This window comes from Bacillus halotolerans (assembly GCF_004006435.1).
Taxonomy (GTDB): domain Bacteria; phylum Bacillota; class Bacilli; order Bacillales; family Bacillaceae; genus Bacillus; species Bacillus halotolerans.
Window position 1 is genome coordinate 1,391,215 of sequence record NZ_CP029364.1, and the last position, 21,662, is coordinate 1,412,876.

Below are 21,662 nucleotides of genomic sequence, written 5' to 3' on the forward strand. Positions count from 1 at the left end.
TTATAATAAAGCGAATATGACGTAAGGAGATACATGTATGGATGATATCCAAGCCATTATCGCAAAGAATCTTGTCAAACTCAGAAAAAGCAGAAACCTGACTCTTGATCAAGTTTCTGAGTTAACGGGCGTCAGCAAAGCGATGCTAGGACAAATTGAGAAAGAAAAATCGACCCCGACTGTCACCACTCTCTGGAAGATCGCAAATGGACTGCAGGTATCTTTTTCTGTTTTTCTGAAAGAAGACAAGCCGAAAGTAAGAAAAATTAATCTTAAAGATATTGAACCTGTTACAGATAATGAAGAAAACTACATTGTTTACCCCTTTTTTCCGTACAACCCTGAAACAAAGTTTGAAATTTATGTTGTCGATCTGAAACCGGGATGCATACATGAAGCAAAAACACATTTAGGAGAAGAATACATTTTAATCAAAGAAGGCGAGTTAACCGTCAATCTGGAGGATCAGGAGCATTCGCTGGTACCAGGAGACGCCATGCAGTTTACGGGATCCACACCGCACAGCTACATCAATTCATCACAGAAAACGGCCAGCTTTTTTCTGCTGATGTTTTATCCTGAGCCGCAAGGATAACAAAAACCTCCCAATTTATATGTTGGGAGGTTTTTCAAATATGCAAAAGGCTTGCAAATTGAAATCAATCGTTGTATATTAATTGACGTATCAATTATTGATATATCAATTATTTTTTTGACAAGAAAGAAGGGATGGGTTTTGGCATCATTTTGTTCTGAGGAAGCCGAGATTTTATATCAGCTGCAAGGCGTGAACAAAGTGATTGGCGTGAAGTTCGAGGCATGCACGGGCATCAGCCAATCTCGTTTGGAATTGCTGACATTGCTTTATCATGCGGATGAGATCAGTCAAAGCGACCTTCAAAAGAAAGTCAATATCGACAGCGCGGCCGTCACAAGACACCTAAAACAGCTTGAAGCCAAAGGCATGGTATCAAGACGGCGCAAGCCCGAAGACAACCGGATTACCCTTGTGCGGTTAACAGATCAAGGAAGAAAACGAATCGAGTCTTCTAAGAAAGAAAAGGAGCGTTTCATGAAGGAAATGCTCGCAAATGTAAGTGCTGAAGAGCGCAGCTTGCTTATTGATGTGCTTGGGCGCATGCGAAACAACATAGATAATATCGAAGCTTAAAAGGAGTGTATCAACATGATCAAAACAAACGATTTTATGGACATTATGAAAGGACGCCGTTCCATTCGCAATTATGATCCGACAGTGAGAATCAGCAAAGAAGAGATGACAGAAATCCTAGAGGAAGCTACAACTGCGCCATCCTCTGTCAACGCGCAGCCATGGCGTTTTCTCGTCATCGACAGCCCGGAAGGAAAAGAGAAGCTCGCGCCGCTGGCAAGCTTTAACCAAACACAGGTCACAACTTCATCTGCCGTCATCGCTGTTTTTGCAGACATGAACAATGCAGACTACTTAGAAGAAATTTATTCAAAAGCCGTGGAGCTCGGTTACATGCCGCAGGAGGTCAAAGACAGACAAATCGCTGCCCTGACTGCTCATTTTGAAAAGCTTCCGGCTCAGGTGAACCGTGAAACGATCCTGATTGACGGCGGCCTTGTTTCTATGCAGCTTATGCTGACTGCACGCGCGCACGGCTATGACACAAACCCGATCGGCGGCTACGATAAAGAAAACATCGCGGAAGCCTTCGGATTAGACAAAGAGCGTTATGTGCCTGTTATGCTTCTTTCCATCGGAAAAGCTGCGGACGAAGGATACGCTTCCTACCGTCTGCCGATTGATACTATTGCAGAATGGAAATAAAACAAAGCTCCCAAGAATGACTCTTGGGAGCTTTTTCATTTTAAATAAATCCGCCATTCACACGGATCGTTTGGTCTGTGATCCATTGGATTGTTCGCTCGTTAAAAATTCAATCACATTTGCGATATCTTCCGGTACCGCATTAATGGTGATTTGTTTCACGGCTAATTCTTTGGCGAGCTGACGGGTGAATTGCCCAAGCGCCTTTTGTTCCCGCATATGCTGTATGTCGGAAACATTTGACCGACAACAGATGTAGAAAAGTTGATGATTCTCCCCTGTTCCTCCATTGCTTGCTGACAGGTGAAAAACGTGCCTTTTACATTTACAAAAAAGAGTGATGAACAAATGAATTGTCACCACTCTTTTTTTCTATTCTTTATTTTTCTTTCTGCCAAACGGCCACCAGTTTCCTTCTCCAAATGTCACAATGATTGCCGGCATCAAGAGCGGAAGAATGACAAGGCCGTACAGCAGCAGCCCGATAATGACGACACTTGCCACCTGCATCAGCGTATTTACGCCTGATGGCATCATCGCCGCGAATGTACCGGCCAAAATAATAGCCGCGGTGATGATGACAGAGCCCATTTTGCTCATTGACCTGATGACACCTTGATGAATGCCAAGCTGAACCTCTTCTTTAAAGCGGTCAAGCAAGAAGATCGAGTAATCTACCCCTAACGCGATCAATATGACAAAACTGAAGAACGGTACCGCCCAGCTGATTCCATCATTGCCCAAGATATTCACAAAAATCAATTCCGTCATTGATATTGAAGTGTAATACGTAAGCAGCAGTGAAGCGATCATATAAATCGGCATCACCATTGACCGGAACAAGATTGTCAAAACGATAAACAGCCCGAGAATCATGATGACCATCGTTCTGGAGAAATCCGTTGTAGACAGCTCTTTTAAATCGGCATTGACGCTCGTTACCCCGCCGTAAACAATTTGAGTGTCCTCCAGAGGCGTGCCGCCGACTTCGCCGGCTACCGCTTTTTTAATCTGGTTTATGGTCGTAATCGCTTGTTCTGAATACGGGTTTGACTCCAAGACGACGCTTAATTGCACTCCCTTGCCGTCTGCAAAGGAATACCGATCAATTGATTTCTTAAAATCCTTATCTTTCATGACTTGATCAGGAATAAAAATCCCCGTATCCCGAACGGTTGAGCTTTTGCCCATGTCCTCTAACATATCACTGGATGCCGTAATCCCGTCGGTGATTTTTGTCAGTCCATTATTTGCACTCTTCACACCTTCGGCAAGCTGATTCAGGCTTTCTGTCAGCGTTCCGGCCTGTTTCTGCTGGCCTGAAAGCTGCTCGTTTGCTTGCTCAAGTCCAATTTGAATTTGTCCAAGCTGTCCGCTGATTGCTGTGAGCTGCGGCACCGCCTGTGCGGTATTGCCGGTTTGAGAAAGCTGTTTGCTGACAAGCTGCAGCTGCTGATTGATTTTTCCCAAACCGTCAGCTGCATCTGACAGTGAGCCTCCGGAGCTGCCATTCGCGGCCGTTCCGGTTTGCCCGGACATTTGATTCAGCCCATCTTCAATATCCGTTAACCCGCTTTGGACATCAGCAATTCCCTTTACTGTCTTATCCAGTCCGTCTGACACAGAGCCTAGCTGTTTATCAATATATAAATCTTTGATTTTTTCACCCGTCGGCTGGGTAATGGTCATGACGGAATCAACATGTTCGACTTTCTCAATGGCTTTGCTGATATTTCCGAGATAAGGGATCGTCTCAGCGGTAGTGAGATCCTTGTCTCCTTTTATCACCACATTCACCGGAAATGCTTTTCCTTCACCAAACCCATCCTTAATGGCTTCAAGACCTTTGATGGATTTGTAATCGCTGCTGATTTCCGCCGTTGAATCAAATGAAATCTGGTCATCATAGGTCAAAATGAACGGAAGCGTGATGATGACTGTTATAACGAGAAACAGAAACGGACGGGCAACAGAATGTCTGCCGAGAAACGCCCACAATTTATTGTCATTGTGCGACAGCACTTTCTTAGACGGCCAGAAGAGCTTTTCACCGAGCGTCACCATAAATAAAGGCAGCAGAGTGAAGAGGATGATCATTAAAATGCCAACCCCGACAGCAACTCCCACAGCTGATTGGAAAATGGCGAACTTCGCAAAACCAAGGGCAGAAAACCCGATCAATACCGCAAACCCGCTGATAAACAATGTTTTTCCGCCTGTACGGTAAGCAATAAGGGTTGCCTCTTTTTTGTCATGCCCGTTTGCCAGTTCTTCACGGAAACGAGTCAGAAGAAGAATACAGTAATCTGTTCCAATCCCAAACAGGATGGCAACTAAAAAGGTTTGGGTAAATGTCGAAATAGGAAAATCAACATTATAAACTAAAATGCCCAGTATAGATTGACTGATTACATACGAGAAACCGACAATCACAATCGGGATAAAAGGCGTCACAACAGAGCGGAACACGATCAGCAGCAAGCCGATAATCAAACAGACTGTGATCACTTCCGTTTTCTTAAGCCCATCCTCTGAGCTGTGCGCAAAATCCTGATTGATAAGAGACGCTCCCGTAATATATGCCGTCAAATCATCGGGAACGATTTGATAAATATCATCGGCAATATTTTCCGCTTTCTTATCAGATCCGGTGATCGTTACGGGAATAAGAATGGTTTTCTTATCCTTTGAAATCAATTGATCTTTGATTTCTTTTTCACCTGTCAGCGGAGATGTTACCTCTTCAACACCATCAATCTTTTTGATGTTATCGATCATGCTGCGGAGCTGACCCTCTGTATCTTTATTTAGCGCACGATCTAATGGAAAGACAATGCTTATCGAATTATTGTTTTCTCCGGCTTTTTTCAGAATAGCATTTGCTTTTTCTGAAACGGAATCAGCCGGCAGCTGTGCCTGCCCCTTTTGATTGGCCAGCTCCGTTAAGTTGGGAGAAAATAAATTCAATATAACAGTCAGCGCTAAGATAACCGCCGCAATGGCCCATTTGAATTTGACAATCGATTTCATTCCGGAAGATCCCCTCCTTTAAATTTGCTTTTTAGAATGGTAAATATGTCAATGAATGATTGTAAGTGCTCCTCATCTATATCGTGCATCAGCTCTTTGAGCGCGTTAAAGATAGCTGAATCCAATTCTTCGATAATGCTTTCACCGTTTTCTGAAATTTTGATTCGTTTCGTGCGTTTATCACTTTTTACCGGACAGTCATCCCACTCAACCAATCCCTTTTCCAGCAGCTTCTTCAATCGGTTAGAAATCGCGCTCTTATGCACGTTTTGATACATGGCCAGGCTGCCGGGAGAAGATGGGCCCTTGACTTTTAAAATTTTTAACAGGTCGGCCTGTTCTCTGGAGATGTGTTTGAATACATCCTGATCGACTTCATGATGTACAAACTCTGTACCTTCAAGTAAAACTTCTACGAAAAGATTTATCGCTTGGCATAGCTTCTGTTCATTCAACGTCTTTCCTCCTGCATTTTAGTTTACACCCCTAAACTTTCGATCGATGCTACATAGTTTATCCCTCTAAACTATGTTCTGTCAATACATTTTATTCACAGAAAATTCCCTAAAGAATGTTTGTTCGTATACAATAGAAATGATAAACGCGAAAGGGGAAAATTCACATGTCTGATCTAGCATTACAATTGTATGAATATAACGTATGGGCTCATCAGCAAATGTTTAATCGATTAAAAGAGCTTCCACAGGAGGTTTATCGTCAGGAGATCCAAAGTGTGTTCCCGTCAATATCCCATGTATTGTCCCATGTTTATCTTTCTGATCTCGGCTGGGTGGAAGTGTTTTCCGGAAAAAGCATGAACCATGCTTTGGCATTAGCTGAACAGCTTAAAGACCAGACAGTGGCGAAGGAGCTAGCGGAAATGGAAGCCCTGTTTCTAAAGTTGTCCGAGCGATATACAGCTTTTTTCAAGCAAAAGGAACAGATCCATAAACCCCTTCAGATTGAAAATCCCGCCGGCGGAATCATGAAAACGACTGCTTCTGAACTGGTGCCGCATGTTGTAAATCACGGGACATATCACCGCGGCAACATAACAGCGATGCTGCGTCAGATAGGGTACGCATCTGCTCCGACTGATTATGGGCTTTATCTGTATATGAAAAAATCATAAAATGGCGTAAACAAAAGCGGCTCCCACGATTGAGCCGCTTTTTTCGTATCTTGTGATGAATCGATAAACCTTAAAATTTCCTTCCATATTTCCTGTATAGTAAAAAAGATAGAAATTTTAGTGTTATAATAGTATCTAAAAACATGTTTAAACAATTTTCAATGGAGGAACACACAAAGTGACAGACGACATGACGCAAGATCCTAATATAAATCAGCAGAAACTGTCGAGAGGCCTGAAAAACAGGCACATCCAGCTTATTGCGATCGGCGGAGCCATTGGGACAGGCCTGTTTCTCGGCTCGGGAAAATCGATACACTTTGCAGGACCGTCAATTTTATTTGCTTACATGATCACGGGGATCATTTGCTTTTTAATTATGAGATCGCTTGGAGAACTGCTGTTGTCTAATCTGAACTATCACTCTTTTGTTGATTTTGTTCAGGATTATTTAGGCGATATGGCCGCATTTATCACAGGCTGGACCTACTGGTTCTGCTGGATTTCAATCGCAATGGCCGATTTAACTGCGGTCGGGCTATATACACAGTATTGGCTTCCCGGTGTGCCGCAATGGGTTCCGGGCTTAATCGCTCTTATTATTTTACTGATTATGAACCTGGCTACCGTCAAGCTGTTTGGAGAATTGGAATTCTGGTTTGCATTAATTAAAGTCATTGCCATCTTGGCGCTGATTGTGATCGGTCTTTTTATGATTTTCAAAGGCTTTTCCACAAGTTCAGGTGTTTCCAGTTTCTCAAATCTCTGGAACCACGGAGGCATGTTCCCGAATGGAATACACGGATTTATCCTCTCGTTCCAGATGGTTGTGTTTGCCTTTGTCGGCATTGAACTCGTCGGGCTTACAGCGGGTGAAACAGAAAACCCTGAAAAAGTCATCCCTAAGGCGATCAACAATATCCCTGTAAGGGTGCTGCTTTTCTATATTGGGGCGCTTCTTGTGATTATGAGCATCTATCCATGGGATGTCATCAATCCTAGCGAAAGCCCATTCGTACAGGTCTTTGTTGCAGTCGGCATCGTCGGTGCGGCAAGCATTATCAACTTTGTTGTATTAACGTCAGCTGCCTCAGCCTGCAACAGCGCTGTATTCAGTACAAGCCGCATGGTCTATTCACTGGCGAAAGACAAGAATGCGCCGGAATCAATGGCAAAACTGACACCGCGCAAGGTACCGAGAAATGCATTGTTCTTTTCAGCTATCGTGATTTTAATCGGTGTGACATTGAACTACATCATGCCGGAAGGCGTATTTACCTTGATCACAAGTATTTCCACCGTATGTTTTATCTATATTTGGGGAATTACTGTTATCTGCCATATGAAATACCGTAAAACAAGACCTGAATTGGCGAAAGCAAACAAATTTAAGCTGCCGCTTTATCCATTTACGAATTACTTAATTTTGGCGTTCCTGGCGTTTGTCCTTGTTGTACTGGCATTAGCACAGGATACTCGGGTTTCCTTATTTGTTACACCGGTTTGGTTTATTTTGCTGATTGTGATTTATAAAGTAAGAAAATTAAAGCAGCAATAACCCTTTTAAGCTCCTGCCTCAGAAATGAGAGCAGGAGCTTTTTTGATTGGATATCCAGAGGAATTCCAATTTCCCTTTGCTTTCGAATTAAAAAATATGCTATATTGTTTGTAATAAATTGAGAAGGGATGATGGGTGGACAATGATTAACTAATCTTATTTTTAACGTTTGAAATCGCATATTTCAAATCATAAAAAATAGGATTAGTCTGCCCATTTTCTAAATACGTACGCTATTTCTGAAGAATAGCTTATTTAATCATGGCAAAGGCACGGCTAATCCTTCCAAAACATTTGGGAGGATTTTTTTGTTCTCCCTTAAAGCGAGGGATATAGATGAAAGAACAATTAAAACTTATAAACGTCAGCTATGAAGTGAAGGATCTTACCGTTTTTAAAAACGTAAATGTCAGCGTTCAGCAAGGCGATATCATTGGGATTATCGGCAAAAACGGGGCTGGAAAATCGACGCTGCTTCACCTGATCAACAAGGACTTAATTCCGTCACAGGGACAAATCCAATGGATGCAGCACGGCTTAAAAACGGTGCTGGTTGAACAGGAGACTGAATCGTATTCCTTTGAGAATCAGACACCTGCCGAAGTGAAACTGCTGGAGAAATGGCACGTGCCAGCCCGTGATTTCAGCCAGTTAAGCGGCGGAGAAAAACTGAAAGCACGGCTGGCAAAAGGGCTATCAGAGGATGCAGACCTTTTCCTGCTAGATGAACCGACAAACCATCTTGATGACATAAGCCTGCAATTTCTCATTCAGCAGCTGAAAAATGTTAGCGGCACTGTCATTCTCGTTTCGCACGATCGGTATTTCTTAGATGAAGCTGCCACGAAAATATGGTCAATCGAGGACCACACGCTGACTGAATACAAAGGGAACTACTCTGGTTACATGAAGTTCCGGAAAGAGAAAAGACTGACACAGCAGCGCGAATATGAAAAACAGCAGAAAATGATTGAACGGATTGAAGCCCAAATGACAGAACTCACTTCATGGTCAAAAAAAGCTCACGCACAATCGACGAAAAAGGAAGGGTTTAAAGAATACCATCGTGTAAAAGCAAAGCGCACAGATGCCCAGATCAAATCGAAACAAAAGCGGCTTGAAAAAGAACTCGAAAAAACAAAGGCTGAGCCTGTCGATCCGGAATATACTGTTCGTTTTTCAATTGATACAACTCATAAAACAGGAAAACGGTTTTTGGAAGTTCAACACCTGACGAAGTCATTTGGCGAAAAGACACTGTTTCAAAACGCCCGCTTTACGATTCAGCACGGAGAAAAGGTTGCCATTACAGGCCCGAACGGCAGCGGAAAAACAACCTTATTGAAAGTCATTCTTGGACAGGAAACGGCTGAGGGAAAGGTGTGGATATCACCATCAGCAAAAATCGGTTATTTAACACAGGAAGTATTTGATTTGCCTTTAGAACAAACACCGGAGGAGTTATTTTATCAAGACACGTTCGAGGCGAGAGGAAATGTCCAGAATATCATGACGCGATTGGGATTTACCGCTTCTCAATGGACAGAACCAATTCAACATATGAGTATGGGCGAGCGTGTAAAGTGCAAGCTGATGGCTTATATCTTAGAGGAAAAAGACGTGCTGATATTAGATGAACCGACCAATCACCTCGACCTGCCGTCACGCGAACAGCTGGAAGAAACACTGTCACAATACAGCGGCACACTGATTGTGGTATCGCACGACCGTTATTTTCTCGAGAAAACAACGAACAGCAAACTCGTTATTTCAAACAATGGCATCGAAAAGCAATTGAATGACGTTCCTTCAGAAAGAAACGACCGGGAGGAGCTTCGTTTAAAGCTTGAGACAGAAAGACAAGAAGTGCTGGGAAAGCTCAGTTTTATGACGCCAAATGATAAAGGGTACAAGGAGCTTGATCAGGCTTTCAATGAGCTTACGAAACGGATGAAAGAGCTTGATCATCAAGATAAAAAAAACTGAGCGGGAATGTTCAAGCGGCATTAAAAAGGACAACAGCCGTTGTCCTTTTTTCTTTATATTTTCAAGCCTTCCCATGACCTTAATGTCTCTAATGATGACTTATAATACCCTGCCACTACTTCCAAATAGGCATTTCCTTTCATCGGAGTAAACGGATCTGGTCCAGCCGCCACCATCTCCATAATTATCGGGCCTTTATAACCGATAAAATTAAGCGTTTCGATTTGCTCTTTGAGATTCGCATGGCCGTTTCCGATCGCCTGGCGATTTGAATCAGCCACGTGATAGACTCCGAGTTTCTGCCCTGCCAATTTAATGGCCTTTACAGGATCAGCTTCTTCTATATTCATATGATACGCATCGAGAAGTACTTCGAGATTGGGGCTGCTGACATCGCGAATGAATTGTAAAGCTTCTTCACAAGTGACCACTTGGTGATTTTCGTATCGGTTCAGTACTTCAAATACCACCTGAATCTGTAATTCCTTCGCTTTGGCCATGATTTTTTTAGCGCCTTCGACCAATAAACTCCAATCCCGCGCATCATCACCGCTCCCTCTCACTTTACCGACATCGCCGTGAAGACAGATACGGGGAGCCCCTAAATCCACAGCCCAATCCAGTAAATCTAAGAAATACTGCACAGCCTTTGAACGAACTTCTTCATTCGCACTTGAAATATCCACATTCCTTGGCGTTACCGATAAAACCTTTACTTGATGAGCAGCCAATGTTTCGGCAATGTCTTTCGGATTCAGCGAAATATCCCCTTCGACCTCAACCCCATCTACTCCGATTTCTGCAGCCAGCCGGCATTTTTGTTCAAATGGAATGCTGCCGAAAGTCCATAAGCATAACCCATATTCTCTTCCCATATTGAAATCCCCCTTTTAGAAAGATGAAACTGTATTCTTTGACATAATTTCTCCTTCAATCTGTTCCAATGATTTGCCTTTTGTCTCCGGCACATATTGATAAACAAAGAGAAAGGCAAGTACACCAATGGCGCCGTACAGGAGAAATAAAGCACCTGTACCTATCAGATCTAAAAGCAGCGGGAAGGACAGCGACACTGCAATATTTGCCAGCCACAGACAGGTACTAGCAATTCCCAGCGCCGTTCCCCTGACCTGCAACGGGAAAATTTCAGCCAGCACAACCCAAACGACCATTCCCCAGCTCGCTGAATACGCTACCATAAACAAGCATAAGCAGGATAACAGCAGCCAATCGGGTGCATGAAAGAACAGCGTACTGATGCCCAAAATACCAAGTGCCAAAGACATTCCGACATTGCCGATCAGCATGAGCTTTCTTCGCCCTATCATATCAATCAGCAGCAAGCCGATGATCGTAAATAAGACATTGATAATGCCGATGCCAATGGTTCCTGCAATGGCACTGGAAGCGCCGAACCCCGCATTTTCTAAGATGGTCGGTGTATAATAAATAATCGTATTCGTGCCTATTACTTGCTGAAAGATGGCGACCCCAATACCTATGAATAAGATCGGCCTGATTGCCGGGGATAATAATGTTGATATGGAAACACGTTCCTTCGTCTTAATCTCCTTCATACTGCGGATCTCAGCATCGATTGTTCTCGGATCTCTCGTCAGAAGCAAAATATGGCGTGCTTCATCCTCACTTCTTTTCTGCAGCACCCATCGCGGGCTTTCAGGCATAAAAAACATGCCGGCCATGAGAATGAAGGAGGGAATCACTGCTAATAGAAGCATCAGATCCCACCTGCCCGAAGATGAAAAAACAAAGTTTACAATATACGCCATGAGAATTCCGAAAGAATTCATCAATGTATTCAATGAAGCGATTCTGCCTCTGATCGCGGCAGGCGCCATTTCTGACAGATACAAAGGAACAATTGCCGAAGCTCCTCCAACTGCTACACCTAATTCTATTCTGAATAGTAATAATATTCCGATATTATGAGCTAAGCCTGTTCCAATGGCTCCAATTGTAAAAAGCACACCTAGCCAGATGATTGTTTTTTTCCTGCCATAGCGGTCGGAAAATCTTCCGCAAAAGGCTGCCCCGGCTAAAGCGCCAATCAGTACTCCGCTGACAACCAATCCTTCTAAAAATGGAGTCAGCTCCATGTCTTCTCTAATAAACAGCAGCGCGCCGGATATTACACCCGTATCGTACCCGAACAGCAAACCTCCTAATGCCCCGAAAAAATAAATAAGACTGATATAGGCCTTTTTGGATGTCATCAAGACACCTCCGACTGATTGTATTTAACGTTTAAGTAGGGGAGATCCCTTCGTTTAAGAGAAAGATCCCCCAAAATACAGGGTCATAACAGTGAAGCCGTTGAATCCCGCACGATTAATGAAGGAGACAGCATCACGCGCTGTATCACTTTCTTTTGTTTTGAATCGGCCATGCCGTCCATCAGCAGTTCAATTGCCTTTTCTCCCATTTCTTCAGTCGGCTGTGCGATAGTCGTCAATTGGGGATCACTGATCTTTGCAAGGATGCTGTTGTCAAACCCAATTAGAGAAAGGGATGAAGGAATAGAAATATGAAGCTGCCTTGCAGCCTGCAAAACGCCTAAAGCAAGCAGCTCAGTCGTCACAAAGACAGCCGTCGGCCTATGTTTTTGATTAAGCAGCTTTAAACTGATGTCTTTACTGGCTGACAAGTCATATGGACAGTCCAGAATAGCTGATTCATCGATTTGGATTCCTGAAACCCGCAGTCCTTCTTTAAGGCCGATGACACGATTTTTGATTGATGCATTGTTAATCTTTTCTGCTATGACAGCTATATTTGTATGCCCTAAATGAGCTAAATGGACAGCTGCCTCGTATCCCCCTTTAAAATCATCCGCCACTACATTGTCTACAGGCAGATGCGGTATATCTCTCGACAGCATGACAACCGGCATGTCGCTTTCAATTAGCTCGCGTATCGCCTGACTGTTTTTGAGACCCGTCGCCACAATAATGCCGTCTACATGCTTTTGCTTCAGCATGGTGATATATTCTTCTTCTCTCAGCGAATTATTGTCCGTACTGCATATGATGACACTGAAGTCCTTTTTACGGCCGCTGTCCTCCACGGCTCTGGCCAGTTCGGCCATAAACGGATTGGCGATGTCAGGAATGAGCAGTCCGATGGTCTTCATCATTTTTCTCGCTGAAGTCACAACACTTGGCTGATATTGAAGCTCCTCAATCACTTTCCAAATTCTATTTTTCGTTTTTTCACTTATATTGCCGGTGTTATTAAGAACCTTTGAAACCGTAGAGATTGAAACGTTTGCTTCCTTAGCAACATCATAAATGGTTGTTTTCATAAGAAGGCCACCTTTATAAAATAGATCCTCTCTAGTATAAACGAATGCTTACCAGAATTTCTTTTTAAAAAGGAGCTTCTTCTATCAAAAACTCAAACCGTTTGCGGCACTCCGTTTTTTAGTGTAACAGGCCGCTTCGTTTTGCAAGATTCTATACAAGCTGCGGCAATGGCAAGTGCTGCACGCGCATCTTCGCCTGTAACTAAGGTTGGCTTATGATTTCGAACGGCATCCACAAATGATTGTAACTCATCAACATAAGCATCAAATAATAAGTCCTGATCGTAGCGAATCGTGTTGTAGCTGACTCCGTCTTTGTTATACCTTGTCATGTTTGTATGGCGGATATCTCCGATGGTCAGCATGCCTTCAGATCCGAACACTTCTCCGCGGACATCATATCCATAAACGGCTTGGAAATTCGCTTCCGCCGTTGCAATCGCTCCGTTATCAAATTTGATCGTGACAACTGCAGTATCCAAAAATCCTTTGTCTTTAAAATCAGGTCTGACAAGAGCATCGGCCGCGGCATAGACTTCAATTGGCTTTGCATTTGGATTGAGAAAGAGTAAGGTATCAAAATCATGAATCAGCGTCTCTAAAAATATCGTCCATTGAGGAATTGAAGTCGGATCGCCGAGTGCCGGATCTCTTGTGATGGAACGCATTAACTGTGGTGTGCCGATTTTTCCTGCACGGATTTCTTCATATGCACTGCGAAAGCCTTTAGCGAAACGTCTGTTAAAACCGACCTGGAGCGGAACAGATTCTTCATTTACTGCTCTGATGACCTCATCCGCTTCTTCCAGCGTAACAGCCATCGGTTTCTCGCAAAATACAGCTTTCCCCTTCTTTGCTGCTGCAATAATGTTTGCGGCATGCGTCCTTGCTGGCGACGCAATGATGACCGCATCAATAGCCGGATGCTCCAGCATGTCTAACGGATCCGTAAACGCTTTAATATTTGAGCCGAGCTTTTTTGCAAATGCTTCTGCATTCCCCGGAACCGGATCTGCAACCGCATACAAATCTGCTCCTTTCACACGGAACGCAATACTTTCTCCGTGAAAAGCTCCCATCCGTCCCGCACCTAATAGCCCAACCTGTACATTCCCCATCAGTACCACTCCCATTCTGCGAAAATAAGGAAAGTCTTTCTCTTTAATATCATTATAGAATAAAAAATAACCCCTAAAAATATTTCTAAATACGTTTAATATAGGGAAAGTCTTTCCTAACTGGTTTCAATTGTAACCCCTTACATTTTTGAGGTCAATCTTTTTTTGCTGTGTGTAAAGCAGACCTCTCCTTTAGCCGTCGATTAAGCCTGCAATGACTAAGGGTTCAGGGGCAAAAAAATACCAAGGGTGTGCGGCCCCTGATCGTTCAGATGGAAACTTCTCATATATAGAAGAGAGGTAATGAAGAAAAGCAGAAGAGAAAATGAAATAAAGTGAGGATGGATCATATGACTGAAGACTTTTACTGTGATGACGTATTTAGCGGCAAAACGAAGCAAATAAGGTATTAGAGGCAGATAACGTATTGGCTTACTATCATACAAACCCTTTTTATCCAGTCCATATTGTGGCTGTCCCGAAGAAACATATCTCCTCATGATCACCCTGGAAGAGAACGACCATGATGTGAATGGGTGTCATTCAAAAGGTCGCTTCCATAGTGACGGAAGAAAAAGGTGCATGCCGTGTGATCACTAACTTAGGAGCTTACCAGGACTCTAAACATCTGCATTGGCATATTGTGTTTGGGAAACCGCTTAAGTAAGCAGCTATTATCAGCACAGCTGTTTCCGCATACGTATATTGGTCATGGCATATCCCATCTTCTGATAAAGATAGACGGCTGTCTCGTTATGTGCAAACACATGGAGAGCAAGTCTTTCCGCCCCAAGCTCTCTTGCTCTTTCATCCAGACTTTGAAGCGCCAATTGAGCCAGCCCTTTACCGCGAAAGGCTTCATACAATCCAAAGGAATAGATAAACGCTTCCTTTTGCGGATGAAGCGGATCAGCATACAGCCAGAGCCAGCCCATCCTTTCCCCTTCTTCATTTGTGATGTTCCAAAAGAAATGATTGCTGCTGTTTCGTCCATTCGGAATCATTTTCTCATATGCCTGTTCCGATTTCTCAAACGCCTCTTTTTCCGTCCAAGTTCCCGATTGTATGTTTTGTTTCGCATAATTTTGCACGGACATCCCTCGAAATGCTTCGAACTCCTCCACAGTCATGTCTTCCAAAGTTAACGCCATCCTGTATTCCTCCTTTATGAAAAAAGTCCAGCTGGTGCCGGACGAATAACGTACAAATGAAGATCTATTTTCTATTATTCGATAAGAGAAGGAGGTCTCCTGCAAATTGGTTTGTTAAGTGAATAGCTTACGTGGACTCCCAAATGATTATAATGATAGAAACAATCAAACAGATCATTGCAGGGATCGTCATGAGTACTGATTGGCGCGCTCGAACAATGTGCGCATGAACCGCTCCCGCCATGAGAACGACAAACAGGACGCCTGCCCCAAATGCTGCATACCGATTCCAAATTCCCGCTGTCATAGCAAATGCCCCCGCTATTTCAAGAATACCAGTAACAGTCAGAAACCATAACGGATATTGATAATGCCGCCAATGCTCCACTTGAAAGGGCACGCGGAACACCTTTATGAAGCCTCCCACGAGCATAAAAGCTGCCAAACCGACTTTCATGATCATAGATATCATCTTGCGTCACTCCCTTTTGGAAGCATCCCGTATATTAAGAGATTGACAACCTGCGCTGCGAGACTTGCCGGATCTTTGATTCCGGTTAACAAATATGAATCGGTCAAATGTTCAATCATGCCGATCAAGCATTCCACCACGGTTTCCATTTCCAATTCGGAACGAAAATAGCCAAGGCGCTGTTCTGCTTCTAAGTTGTCTTTCAAAACCATCGCGACATCTTGTTTCAATTGTTTCGCTTCTGGGTTGAGAAAAAAACCGATCCTTGTTAAATCCTTGTCCTCCGCCAGAAACTGAAAAACAGCTTCCACAGCAGAGAGCACTCCGTTTGTTACATCGTTCGCATGTAATCCGGTTTCCAAGAGAAGTGATTCTGTCAGCTTTCTTAAGCGAGAGTGGAAATCGTTGATTAACTCCTCAAAGATGGCTTCTTTACTTTGAAAGTACAGATAAAAGGAAGGCTGCGTCAGTCCAGCTCTTTTCACAATGGCACTTACCTTCGTTTCATGAAATCCCCGAATCGAAAATTCATGTGCAGCAGCTTTGAGCAATCGTTTCCGGCTCTCCTCCCCTTTACGTCCTTTTCTGCTTTTCACATCGGATCAGCCTCCACAAAAAGATATTTTTCAGTAACATTACTTATGAGTATTATTTCATGCATTTGGATTTTATGTCAATGAATTTCATATCCATCTGCTTCCTTCATAAAAACATAACGAACATGACTTGAAGCCATGTTCGTTTAGCTGCACATTTTATTCCTCATATAATTGATAAACTCTTTTTAATTTCTGCTCCAGCTGTTCAAAATGCACGAAACGCGCTTCTCTCAGAAATTCAGTACCCTCAATAAATAAAAGAAGAACGGGGACGGTGAAGACCGAAAATCTGCCGGCAACCTCTTCTACATCGTCAGCATTGATATGCCCCAATGTGATGTTTGGAAACTGATCCAATAATATTCTAAGCTGCGGCAGAACAGCATGACATACTGTACAGCCGGGTCTTGATATATAGATAAAACTGAATTGATGCTGCTTAATAAAATGCTCTATAGCATCTAATGAATGTAATTCTGTCATCTCTTTCATCCATTTACTCCTTCAAATTGGCCTGTTTTTCATGACCAAGCATCGATACGTATCATTCACTATACACATTTATATTTATGATATCCGCTTTTTTGCTTTGCAGGGTACCTGCAAGTTTGCATGAGAATGGCAAAACAAAAGAACAGTTACCGCTTGCCAGTAACTGTTCTTACATACTTTCGTATTAAAAATGCAAAGCGTAAGCCCCTGAACCGATGAGTGCAACCCCGATGGAGACTGCAATCAGCACCACGTTATATTCAAAACCGCCGGCGCCATTCGCAAATCCTTTCGCTCCATGGACTTTTACGATAGCACCTAACATAATGATCGTTATGATAGCAGCTCCAAGCGGGAGGAATACACCTAAAATAAATAAAATTCCGCTTACTAATTCCCCAAGACCTGATATAGCGGCCGCGACGTTACCTGGTTTAACCCCAATTGACTCGAACCATTGTCCGGTTCCTTTAATCCCGTAACCGCCAAACCAGCCGAATACTTTTTGTGATCCATAAAACAGAAACACCACACCAATCATAATACGAATAAGCAATAGTCCTGCATCTTCCATTTTTATCTCTCCTTATTTTTGATGTAACATGATGTGCTGAAAGGGAGCACGTCTTGTTATTTACCTCCAGTAACTTCCAGCGGTCATCTGTTGAATATATGTCTCTTTATTTCTCTTCATGCGTTATTACAATCCGTCTAACTCTCTCACTTCAAACGGCAGCAGCCCTTGTTCAATTTGTGTTCGATGCGGTTCATACTGCACAGGCAGCATCAACCTTCCACCCATTGTTTCTGGTGATTCATCATGAGCAAAGCCCGGCGGATCAGTTGCGATTTCAAACAGGATTTCCCCATGTTCTCTGAAGTAAACCGCATTAAAATAATTTCTATCCTGAACAGGAGTCACACCGTATCCGTGAGAAGCAATATATCTTTGCCAATCTAATTGATCTTCGTCATCGCTAGCACGCCAAGCGATGTGATGCACCGTGCCGACTCCCATTTGTCCGCGGCCAATAGGCGTTAATTTAAGGTCAATCACATTTCCGATATCACCGGCAGAACGAAAACGAACGAAGTCTCCTTCCTTGCCGACTTGTTCCAGTCCCATGATATTTTCTAATAGCTCAGCGGTTTTATCAGGCTGTGCTGATAACAGGGTTGCACCGCCAAAGCCTTTAATGGCAACATCAGGTGTTATATCTCCAAACGTCCACGTATTGGCTTCTCCTTCTTCTCTTTCCACGATTTCTAAGTGTAGACCGTGCGGATCATCAAATTCTACATATTGTTCTCCAAAACGCTCGATTTTGGTGTATGGAACGTTGAACTTTTCAAGTCTCTTTTCCCAAAAAGCCATAGCTCCCTTCGGCACGACATAAGAAGTCACGCCAACTTGACCGTCCCCAATGATGCCTTGGCGGGCTCCTGCCCACGGAAAGAAGGTGATGATTGTTCCCGGCTTCCCGCCTTCATTTCCAAAATAAAGATGATACGTACCTGGATCATCAAAATTGACAGTTTGTTTGACCAATCGAAGTCCCAGGACTCCTGCGTAAAAATCTGCGTTTTCTTGAGGGTGACCGACAATTGCTGTAATATGATGTATTCCCATCATTTTTTTAGCCATTTTTACCCGCTCCTTCACATGTTCATTTAGATATACTCAACAAACTCATTCACAGGTTTCCGGTAACCGCGCGGCCTTCTGCTCTCTATTTTTTCTTTCCCAATTGTAATCATCATGACAACCTCAAATTGATCATCTATATTCAAAATCCGTTTCACGGCTTCAGCATCAAAGCCGATCATAGGGCAGGTGTCCCAGCCCTTTTCCTTAGCACTCAGCATAAACATCATCGCAGAAAGTGAAGCATTCCTTATCGCCTCATCCCTCTTAAATTGTTCTCCCTTGCTTTCATAAAATGAAACGGTGTCTTGAACCATGTGGTCATACTCTTGCTTATTTAGCACCCCCAACACCTTTAATCCTTCATAGATGTCAGCCGCTTGCTGATATGCCTGCTTATCTCCTAATACCAAAAGAACCGCAGATGAGCTAAACACTTTATATTGTCCGTTTGCGGCCTGTTTCAGCTTTTCTTTTACATCCGGGTCTAGAACCGTCACATATTTTGTATGCTGTAAATTAAAAGCCGATGGAGCCAATGCAACCCATTCAAACATCTCATTAAGTTCTTCTTTCGTGATTGGATGATCTGATAGGAAGTTGCTTGCAGATCTTCTTTCTTTGACTAGCTGTGAAAATTCAGCCATTTACGCCACTCCTCTTTTATCTCGAATTCGAGATATTATTTTTAAAAAAATCACATTAGAAGGATTGAGATTCTATATACAAGCAGGTTTACGCTTGGTCATGGCTATTTATCTCGAATTAAAATATCTTGAATATGAGATAATAATAAAATATGGATGTTCTAATGTCAACAGTTTTTAAAAAATAATGGAATTTTCCACTGAAGCAGATGTTAATAGTTGTGCCATCACCGCTTGTTTCATAAGAACCTATATGTTTGGTGTGTGATCTTTTAGCCCGGCTCCAACTTTTTTTCTTTCACCTTACTTACTTGCCAATTCTTTAATCATCAAACCCAATTCATAAATCCCCTTTTGAAGTCTTCAAACGATGCATAAGCATATGATAAGCGAACATAATTCCCTTTTTCCTGAGCATTGATACTGCCGAGATTGAGAAGAATCCCTTTTGATAAAGCTTTTATATAAAGGGATTTCATTGATATGGAGACTGTCAACCATTGGGCATTATCCAGAGAAGAATTAAAAGGCTTTATTCATGAAAAAGGCATGTCATCTCATGTACTAGTGCCGGATGATGGCGAAAAGAGTTCATGTGAATAAGCATGATATTCTCCGTCAGCTTGGTGCTCAAGAAAAGGCCCTTCCTTGGAAGGGTCTTTTTTAACCTGATTTTTTAAAAAAGATGGAGTATTTGGTTGATATCTTAAATCCTAGTTTTTTTGCTAAATGAATAGATGATTTGTTGCTGACATCACAATCCCAGCTAGGGCTGACGCCGTTTTCGAGACAATCATTTATAAACTTACTCCCAGCAATATAAGCGAACCCCATCCCTCTATATTCTTCGTGAGTATAGATATCCATTTCTGCACGATCGCCACCTAGAAATATAGAAGTGCACTCACTGACAACATAATTGTCATACAAAACAGCAAATCCAAATCCGTTTTTTAAAAAATTCGAGACTGAACCCCAATATTCCTCATAATAAGCTTTTTGAAATTCAGTGCTGCTTGAAATGATATCCTCATTTATTCTTTTTAATGTAACCCCCTTTGGAAGCTGAAAAGCCTTTTTGGCAGAAATTTGTTGAAAAAACGCATATCGCATCATTTGATTCAACTCATCATGCAGTACAGTTTTTATTACGCTGTCCCATGAGCGATTGGGAGAAAACAGAGTAAATCTTTTTTGGGATTTGGTTCTCTTTTTGTATAATTCAACGATAAATTCATTAACATTTTGATTCCTTTCATCCCCTGCAACATAATAAATTCCTGAGCTGGTTCCTATCAGAAACGATTGATCATCTGCATAAACAACTCCCGGAACTGTTTGTTCTAATATTGAATAAACAAATGTCGGGCAACATGTTTCTTTATGATGTATCAATGTTTTGACTTTACTATATTGTTCTTTTTTTATCTCCTGCAAACTGTACCCTCCTATCACTTTCCCTCTTTTATTCTATCCGTAAAAGAATTCCCCTCTTTTAACGACACTTCTGTAAAGAGCTCTCACCATGATTCAGTATGATACTTCAGCCTGATAAGGTTTGTTCTTAACGTTTCTAAAGGTATTTGTTGCATGTTTGTTAAAGCACTGCGACTTTCTCGGAAACGATTGATTTCTGTTATATGTATTCTTAGGCTTCTGTATCAAATTATTTATCCCCAATTTCATTTAGTATTTGATGCAAAACGAAAACTGTATTATATTGTAAATATCTCTGTTATAATCAATTACTTTACTTTTCTGCACGTAACAATACATTCTTTTAAAAAGGACGGGAGGAAATTTGCATGTCAAACCATTCACCAATTTTTCCCCAATTAAGTGACAATGGCATTCACTATTTTCAAACTTATGATGAAAGCCTTGGTCTTTGGCCAGTTCCCTACAAAGCATATTATGTATCCACTCGTTTCGGTCAAACGCATGTGATTGCAAGCGGACCAGAGAATGCGCCGCCACTCGTATTGCTTCACGGGGCACTATTTAGCTCCACGATGTGGTATCCCAACATTGCGGATTGGAGTAGCAAATACCGAACTTATGCAATCGATATCATAGGTGATAAGAATAAAAGTATTCCTGCAGATTTATGTGGTACAAGAACGGGTTACGCCGATTGGCTTCTTGATGTGTTTGATTATCTAGGGGTCGAAAAGCCTCACATGATCGGACTCTCACTTGGCGGACTTCATACTATGAATTTTATTTTACGTGCACCAGAGAGAGTAAAAAGTGCAACTCTTCTTAGCCCAGCGGAAACATTTTTACCATTTCATCACGATTTTTATAAATATGCGCTTAGTCTCACAGAACCAAATGGAGTTGAGAGTTTCTTAAAGTGGATGATGATAGATCGCAATGTGTTACATCCACTTTTTGTGAAGCAGTTTCATGCAGGAGTTATGTGGCAGGATGGAGCAAGACAGCAAACCCCTAAAGCCGACGGATTTCCGTATGTTTTCACCGACGAAGAATTAAAATCAGTAAAAGTCCCGATTCTATTATTACTAGGTGAACATGAAGTCATTTATGATCCGCATTCAGCCTTACAGCGCGCATCTTTATTAGTGCCTGGAATTGAAGCAGAAATCATCAAAAATGCGGGCCATGTTTTATCATTGGAACAGTCTGAAACAATAAATGAACGAGTTCTGAGCTTTTTAGAATAGCCAGTAA

20 protein-coding genes and 5 pseudogenes are annotated in these 21,662 nt (G+C 42.4%); 9 read left to right on the forward strand and 16 right to left on the reverse strand.

What is annotated here, in order from left to right; translation table 11 throughout:
• Nucleotides 1–37 precede the first annotated feature (37 nt).
• The 3 genes and pseudogenes from DIC78_RS07005 to DIC78_RS07015 all read left to right on the forward strand — a co-directional run bounded on the left by DIC78_RS07005 (nucleotide 38) and on the right by DIC78_RS07015 (nucleotide 1,816).
• Nucleotides 38–595, forward strand: coding sequence for a helix-turn-helix domain-containing protein (locus DIC78_RS07005; RefSeq protein WP_127695877.1), 558 nt, complete (start codon nucleotides 38–40; stop codon nucleotides 593–595).
• An 82-nt stretch (nucleotides 596–677) separates the two neighbouring features.
• Nucleotides 678–1,171, forward strand: a pseudogene (locus DIC78_RS07010) (MarR family transcriptional regulator).
• Nucleotides 1,172–1,186: 15 nt separating this feature from the next.
• Entirely contained in the window at nucleotides 1,187–1,816 is a 630-nt protein-coding gene (locus DIC78_RS07015) for a nitroreductase family protein (protein WP_106020861.1), read from the forward strand.
• Between the two features lie 40 nt (nucleotides 1,817–1,856).
• Here the strand turns inward: DIC78_RS07015 and DIC78_RS07020 are convergent.
• The 3 genes and pseudogenes from DIC78_RS07020 to DIC78_RS07030 form a co-directional block, all read right to left on the reverse strand.
• Nucleotides 1,857–2,151 (reverse strand): annotated as a pseudogene (locus tag DIC78_RS07020) (SDR family oxidoreductase); the annotation flags it as partial.
• Between the two features lie 37 nt (nucleotides 2,152–2,188).
• A complete protein-coding gene (locus DIC78_RS07025) occupies nucleotides 2,189–4,846 on the reverse strand; it encodes an MMPL family transporter (protein ID WP_106020863.1) in 2,658 nt (885 codons plus the stop codon).
• Complete coding sequence (locus tag DIC78_RS07030) at nucleotides 4,843–5,301, reverse strand: MarR family transcriptional regulator (protein WP_024120373.1); 459 nt, start codon at nucleotides 5,299–5,301, stop codon at nucleotides 4,843–4,845. Before DIC78_RS07030 ends, DIC78_RS07025 begins: the two co-directional genes overlap by 4 nt.
• 167 nt (nucleotides 5,302–5,468) lie before the next feature.
• Between DIC78_RS07030 and DIC78_RS07035 the strand changes: the two genes are divergently transcribed.
• From DIC78_RS07035 to abc-f, 3 genes are all read left to right on the forward strand, one after another.
• Nucleotides 5,469–5,978, forward strand: a complete 510-nt coding sequence (locus DIC78_RS07035) for a DinB family protein (RefSeq protein WP_105955105.1) — start codon at nucleotides 5,469–5,471, stop codon at nucleotides 5,976–5,978.
• 178 nt (nucleotides 5,979–6,156) lie between these two features.
• Complete coding sequence (locus tag DIC78_RS07040; protein WP_127695879.1) at nucleotides 6,157–7,536, forward strand: amino acid permease; 1,380 nt, start codon at nucleotides 6,157–6,159, stop codon at nucleotides 7,534–7,536.
• A gap of 336 nt (nucleotides 7,537–7,872) precedes the next feature.
• Nucleotides 7,873–9,522: a ribosomal protection-like ABC-F family protein gene (gene abc-f, locus DIC78_RS07045; protein ID WP_127695881.1), complete on the forward strand. Its 1,650-nt coding sequence runs from the start codon at nucleotides 7,873–7,875 to the stop codon at nucleotides 9,520–9,522.
• A 53-nt stretch (nucleotides 9,523–9,575) separates the two neighbouring features.
• Here abc-f and DIC78_RS07050 read toward each other — a convergent pair whose 3' ends face one another.
• The 4 genes from DIC78_RS07050 to DIC78_RS07065 form a co-directional block, all read right to left on the reverse strand.
• Nucleotides 9,576–10,397 carry a sugar phosphate isomerase/epimerase family protein gene (locus DIC78_RS07050; RefSeq protein ID WP_106020870.1) on the reverse strand — a complete coding sequence of 274 codons (822 nt, stop codon included), beginning with the start codon at nucleotides 10,395–10,397 and terminating at the stop codon, nucleotides 9,576–9,578.
• A 15-nt stretch (nucleotides 10,398–10,412) separates the two neighbouring features.
• Nucleotides 10,413–11,756 carry a sugar porter family MFS transporter gene (locus DIC78_RS07055; protein ID WP_106020872.1) on the reverse strand — a complete coding sequence of 448 codons (1,344 nt, stop codon included), beginning with the start codon at nucleotides 11,754–11,756 and terminating at the stop codon, nucleotides 10,413–10,415.
• Nucleotides 11,757–11,839: 83 nt separating this feature from the next.
• Nucleotides 11,840–12,844 (reverse strand): LacI family DNA-binding transcriptional regulator, encoded by a 1,005-nt coding sequence (locus tag DIC78_RS07060; protein WP_127695883.1) that lies wholly within the window; start codon nucleotides 12,842–12,844, stop codon nucleotides 11,840–11,842.
• Nucleotides 12,845–12,936: 92 nt separating this feature from the next.
• Nucleotides 12,937–13,962, reverse strand: a complete 1,026-nt coding sequence (locus DIC78_RS07065) for a Gfo/Idh/MocA family oxidoreductase (protein ID WP_106020875.1) — start codon at nucleotides 13,960–13,962, stop codon at nucleotides 12,937–12,939.
• 350 nt (nucleotides 13,963–14,312) lie between these two features.
• Here DIC78_RS07065 and DIC78_RS22145 point away from each other — a divergent pair.
• Nucleotides 14,313–14,629: pseudogene (locus DIC78_RS22145) on the forward strand (HIT domain-containing protein).
• 10 nt (nucleotides 14,630–14,639) lie between these two features.
• Here DIC78_RS22145 and DIC78_RS07075 read toward each other — a convergent pair.
• The 8 genes and pseudogenes from DIC78_RS07075 to DIC78_RS07110 all read right to left on the reverse strand — a co-directional run.
• Nucleotides 14,640–15,113 carry a GNAT family N-acetyltransferase gene (locus DIC78_RS07075; RefSeq protein ID WP_101864964.1) on the reverse strand — a complete coding sequence of 158 codons (474 nt, stop codon included), beginning with the start codon at nucleotides 15,111–15,113 and terminating at the stop codon, nucleotides 14,640–14,642.
• 127 nt (nucleotides 15,114–15,240) lie between these two features.
• Nucleotides 15,241–15,585, reverse strand: coding sequence for a DoxX family protein (locus tag DIC78_RS07080; protein WP_127695885.1), 345 nt, complete (start codon nucleotides 15,583–15,585; stop codon nucleotides 15,241–15,243).
• Nucleotides 15,582–16,181 carry a TetR/AcrR family transcriptional regulator gene (locus DIC78_RS07085; RefSeq protein WP_106020879.1) on the reverse strand — a complete coding sequence of 200 codons (600 nt, stop codon included), beginning with the start codon at nucleotides 16,179–16,181 and terminating at the stop codon, nucleotides 15,582–15,584. Before DIC78_RS07085 ends, DIC78_RS07080 begins: the two co-directional genes overlap by 4 nt.
• Nucleotides 16,182–16,340: 159 nt before the next feature.
• On the reverse strand, nucleotides 16,341–16,676 hold the full coding sequence (locus DIC78_RS07090) for a thioredoxin family protein (protein WP_106020880.1): 336 nt from the start codon (nucleotides 16,674–16,676) through the stop codon (nucleotides 16,341–16,343).
• A 184-nt stretch (nucleotides 16,677–16,860) separates the two neighbouring features.
• The gene (locus DIC78_RS07095) at nucleotides 16,861–17,250 is read right to left on the reverse strand and encodes a DoxX family protein (protein WP_106020882.1); all 390 of its coding nucleotides are present in this window, start codon (nucleotides 17,248–17,250) and stop codon (nucleotides 16,861–16,863) included.
• Nucleotides 17,251–17,376: 126 nt separating this feature from the next.
• Nucleotides 17,377–18,321, reverse strand: coding sequence for a ring-cleaving dioxygenase (locus DIC78_RS07100; RefSeq protein WP_106020884.1), 945 nt, complete (start codon nucleotides 18,319–18,321; stop codon nucleotides 17,377–17,379).
• A 26-nt stretch (nucleotides 18,322–18,347) separates the two neighbouring features.
• Entirely contained in the window at nucleotides 18,348–18,968 is a 621-nt protein-coding gene (locus tag DIC78_RS07105) for a nitroreductase family protein (protein WP_106020886.1), read from the reverse strand.
• Between the two features lie 303 nt (nucleotides 18,969–19,271).
• Nucleotides 19,272–19,456: pseudogene (locus DIC78_RS07110) on the reverse strand (PLP-dependent aminotransferase family protein); the annotation flags it as partial.
• Here DIC78_RS07110 and DIC78_RS07115 point away from each other — a divergent pair.
• Nucleotides 19,452–19,571: pseudogene (locus DIC78_RS07115) on the forward strand (MBL fold metallo-hydrolase); the annotation flags it as partial. The pseudogenes DIC78_RS07110 and DIC78_RS07115 overlap by 5 nt on opposite strands.
• Nucleotides 19,572–19,631: 60 nt before the next feature.
• On the opposite strand, the gene DIC78_RS07120 reads toward DIC78_RS07115, so the two are convergent.
• Complete coding sequence (locus DIC78_RS07120) at nucleotides 19,632–20,405, reverse strand: GNAT family N-acetyltransferase (RefSeq protein ID WP_127695887.1); 774 nt, start codon at nucleotides 20,403–20,405, stop codon at nucleotides 19,632–19,634.
• 368 nt (nucleotides 20,406–20,773) lie between these two features.
• On the opposite strand from DIC78_RS07120, the gene DIC78_RS07125 reads away from it, so the two are divergent.
• Nucleotides 20,774–21,655: a carboxylesterase gene (locus DIC78_RS07125; protein WP_106020890.1), complete on the forward strand. Its 882-nt coding sequence runs from the start codon at nucleotides 20,774–20,776 to the stop codon at nucleotides 21,653–21,655.
• Nucleotides 21,656–21,662: the final 7 nt, after the last annotated feature.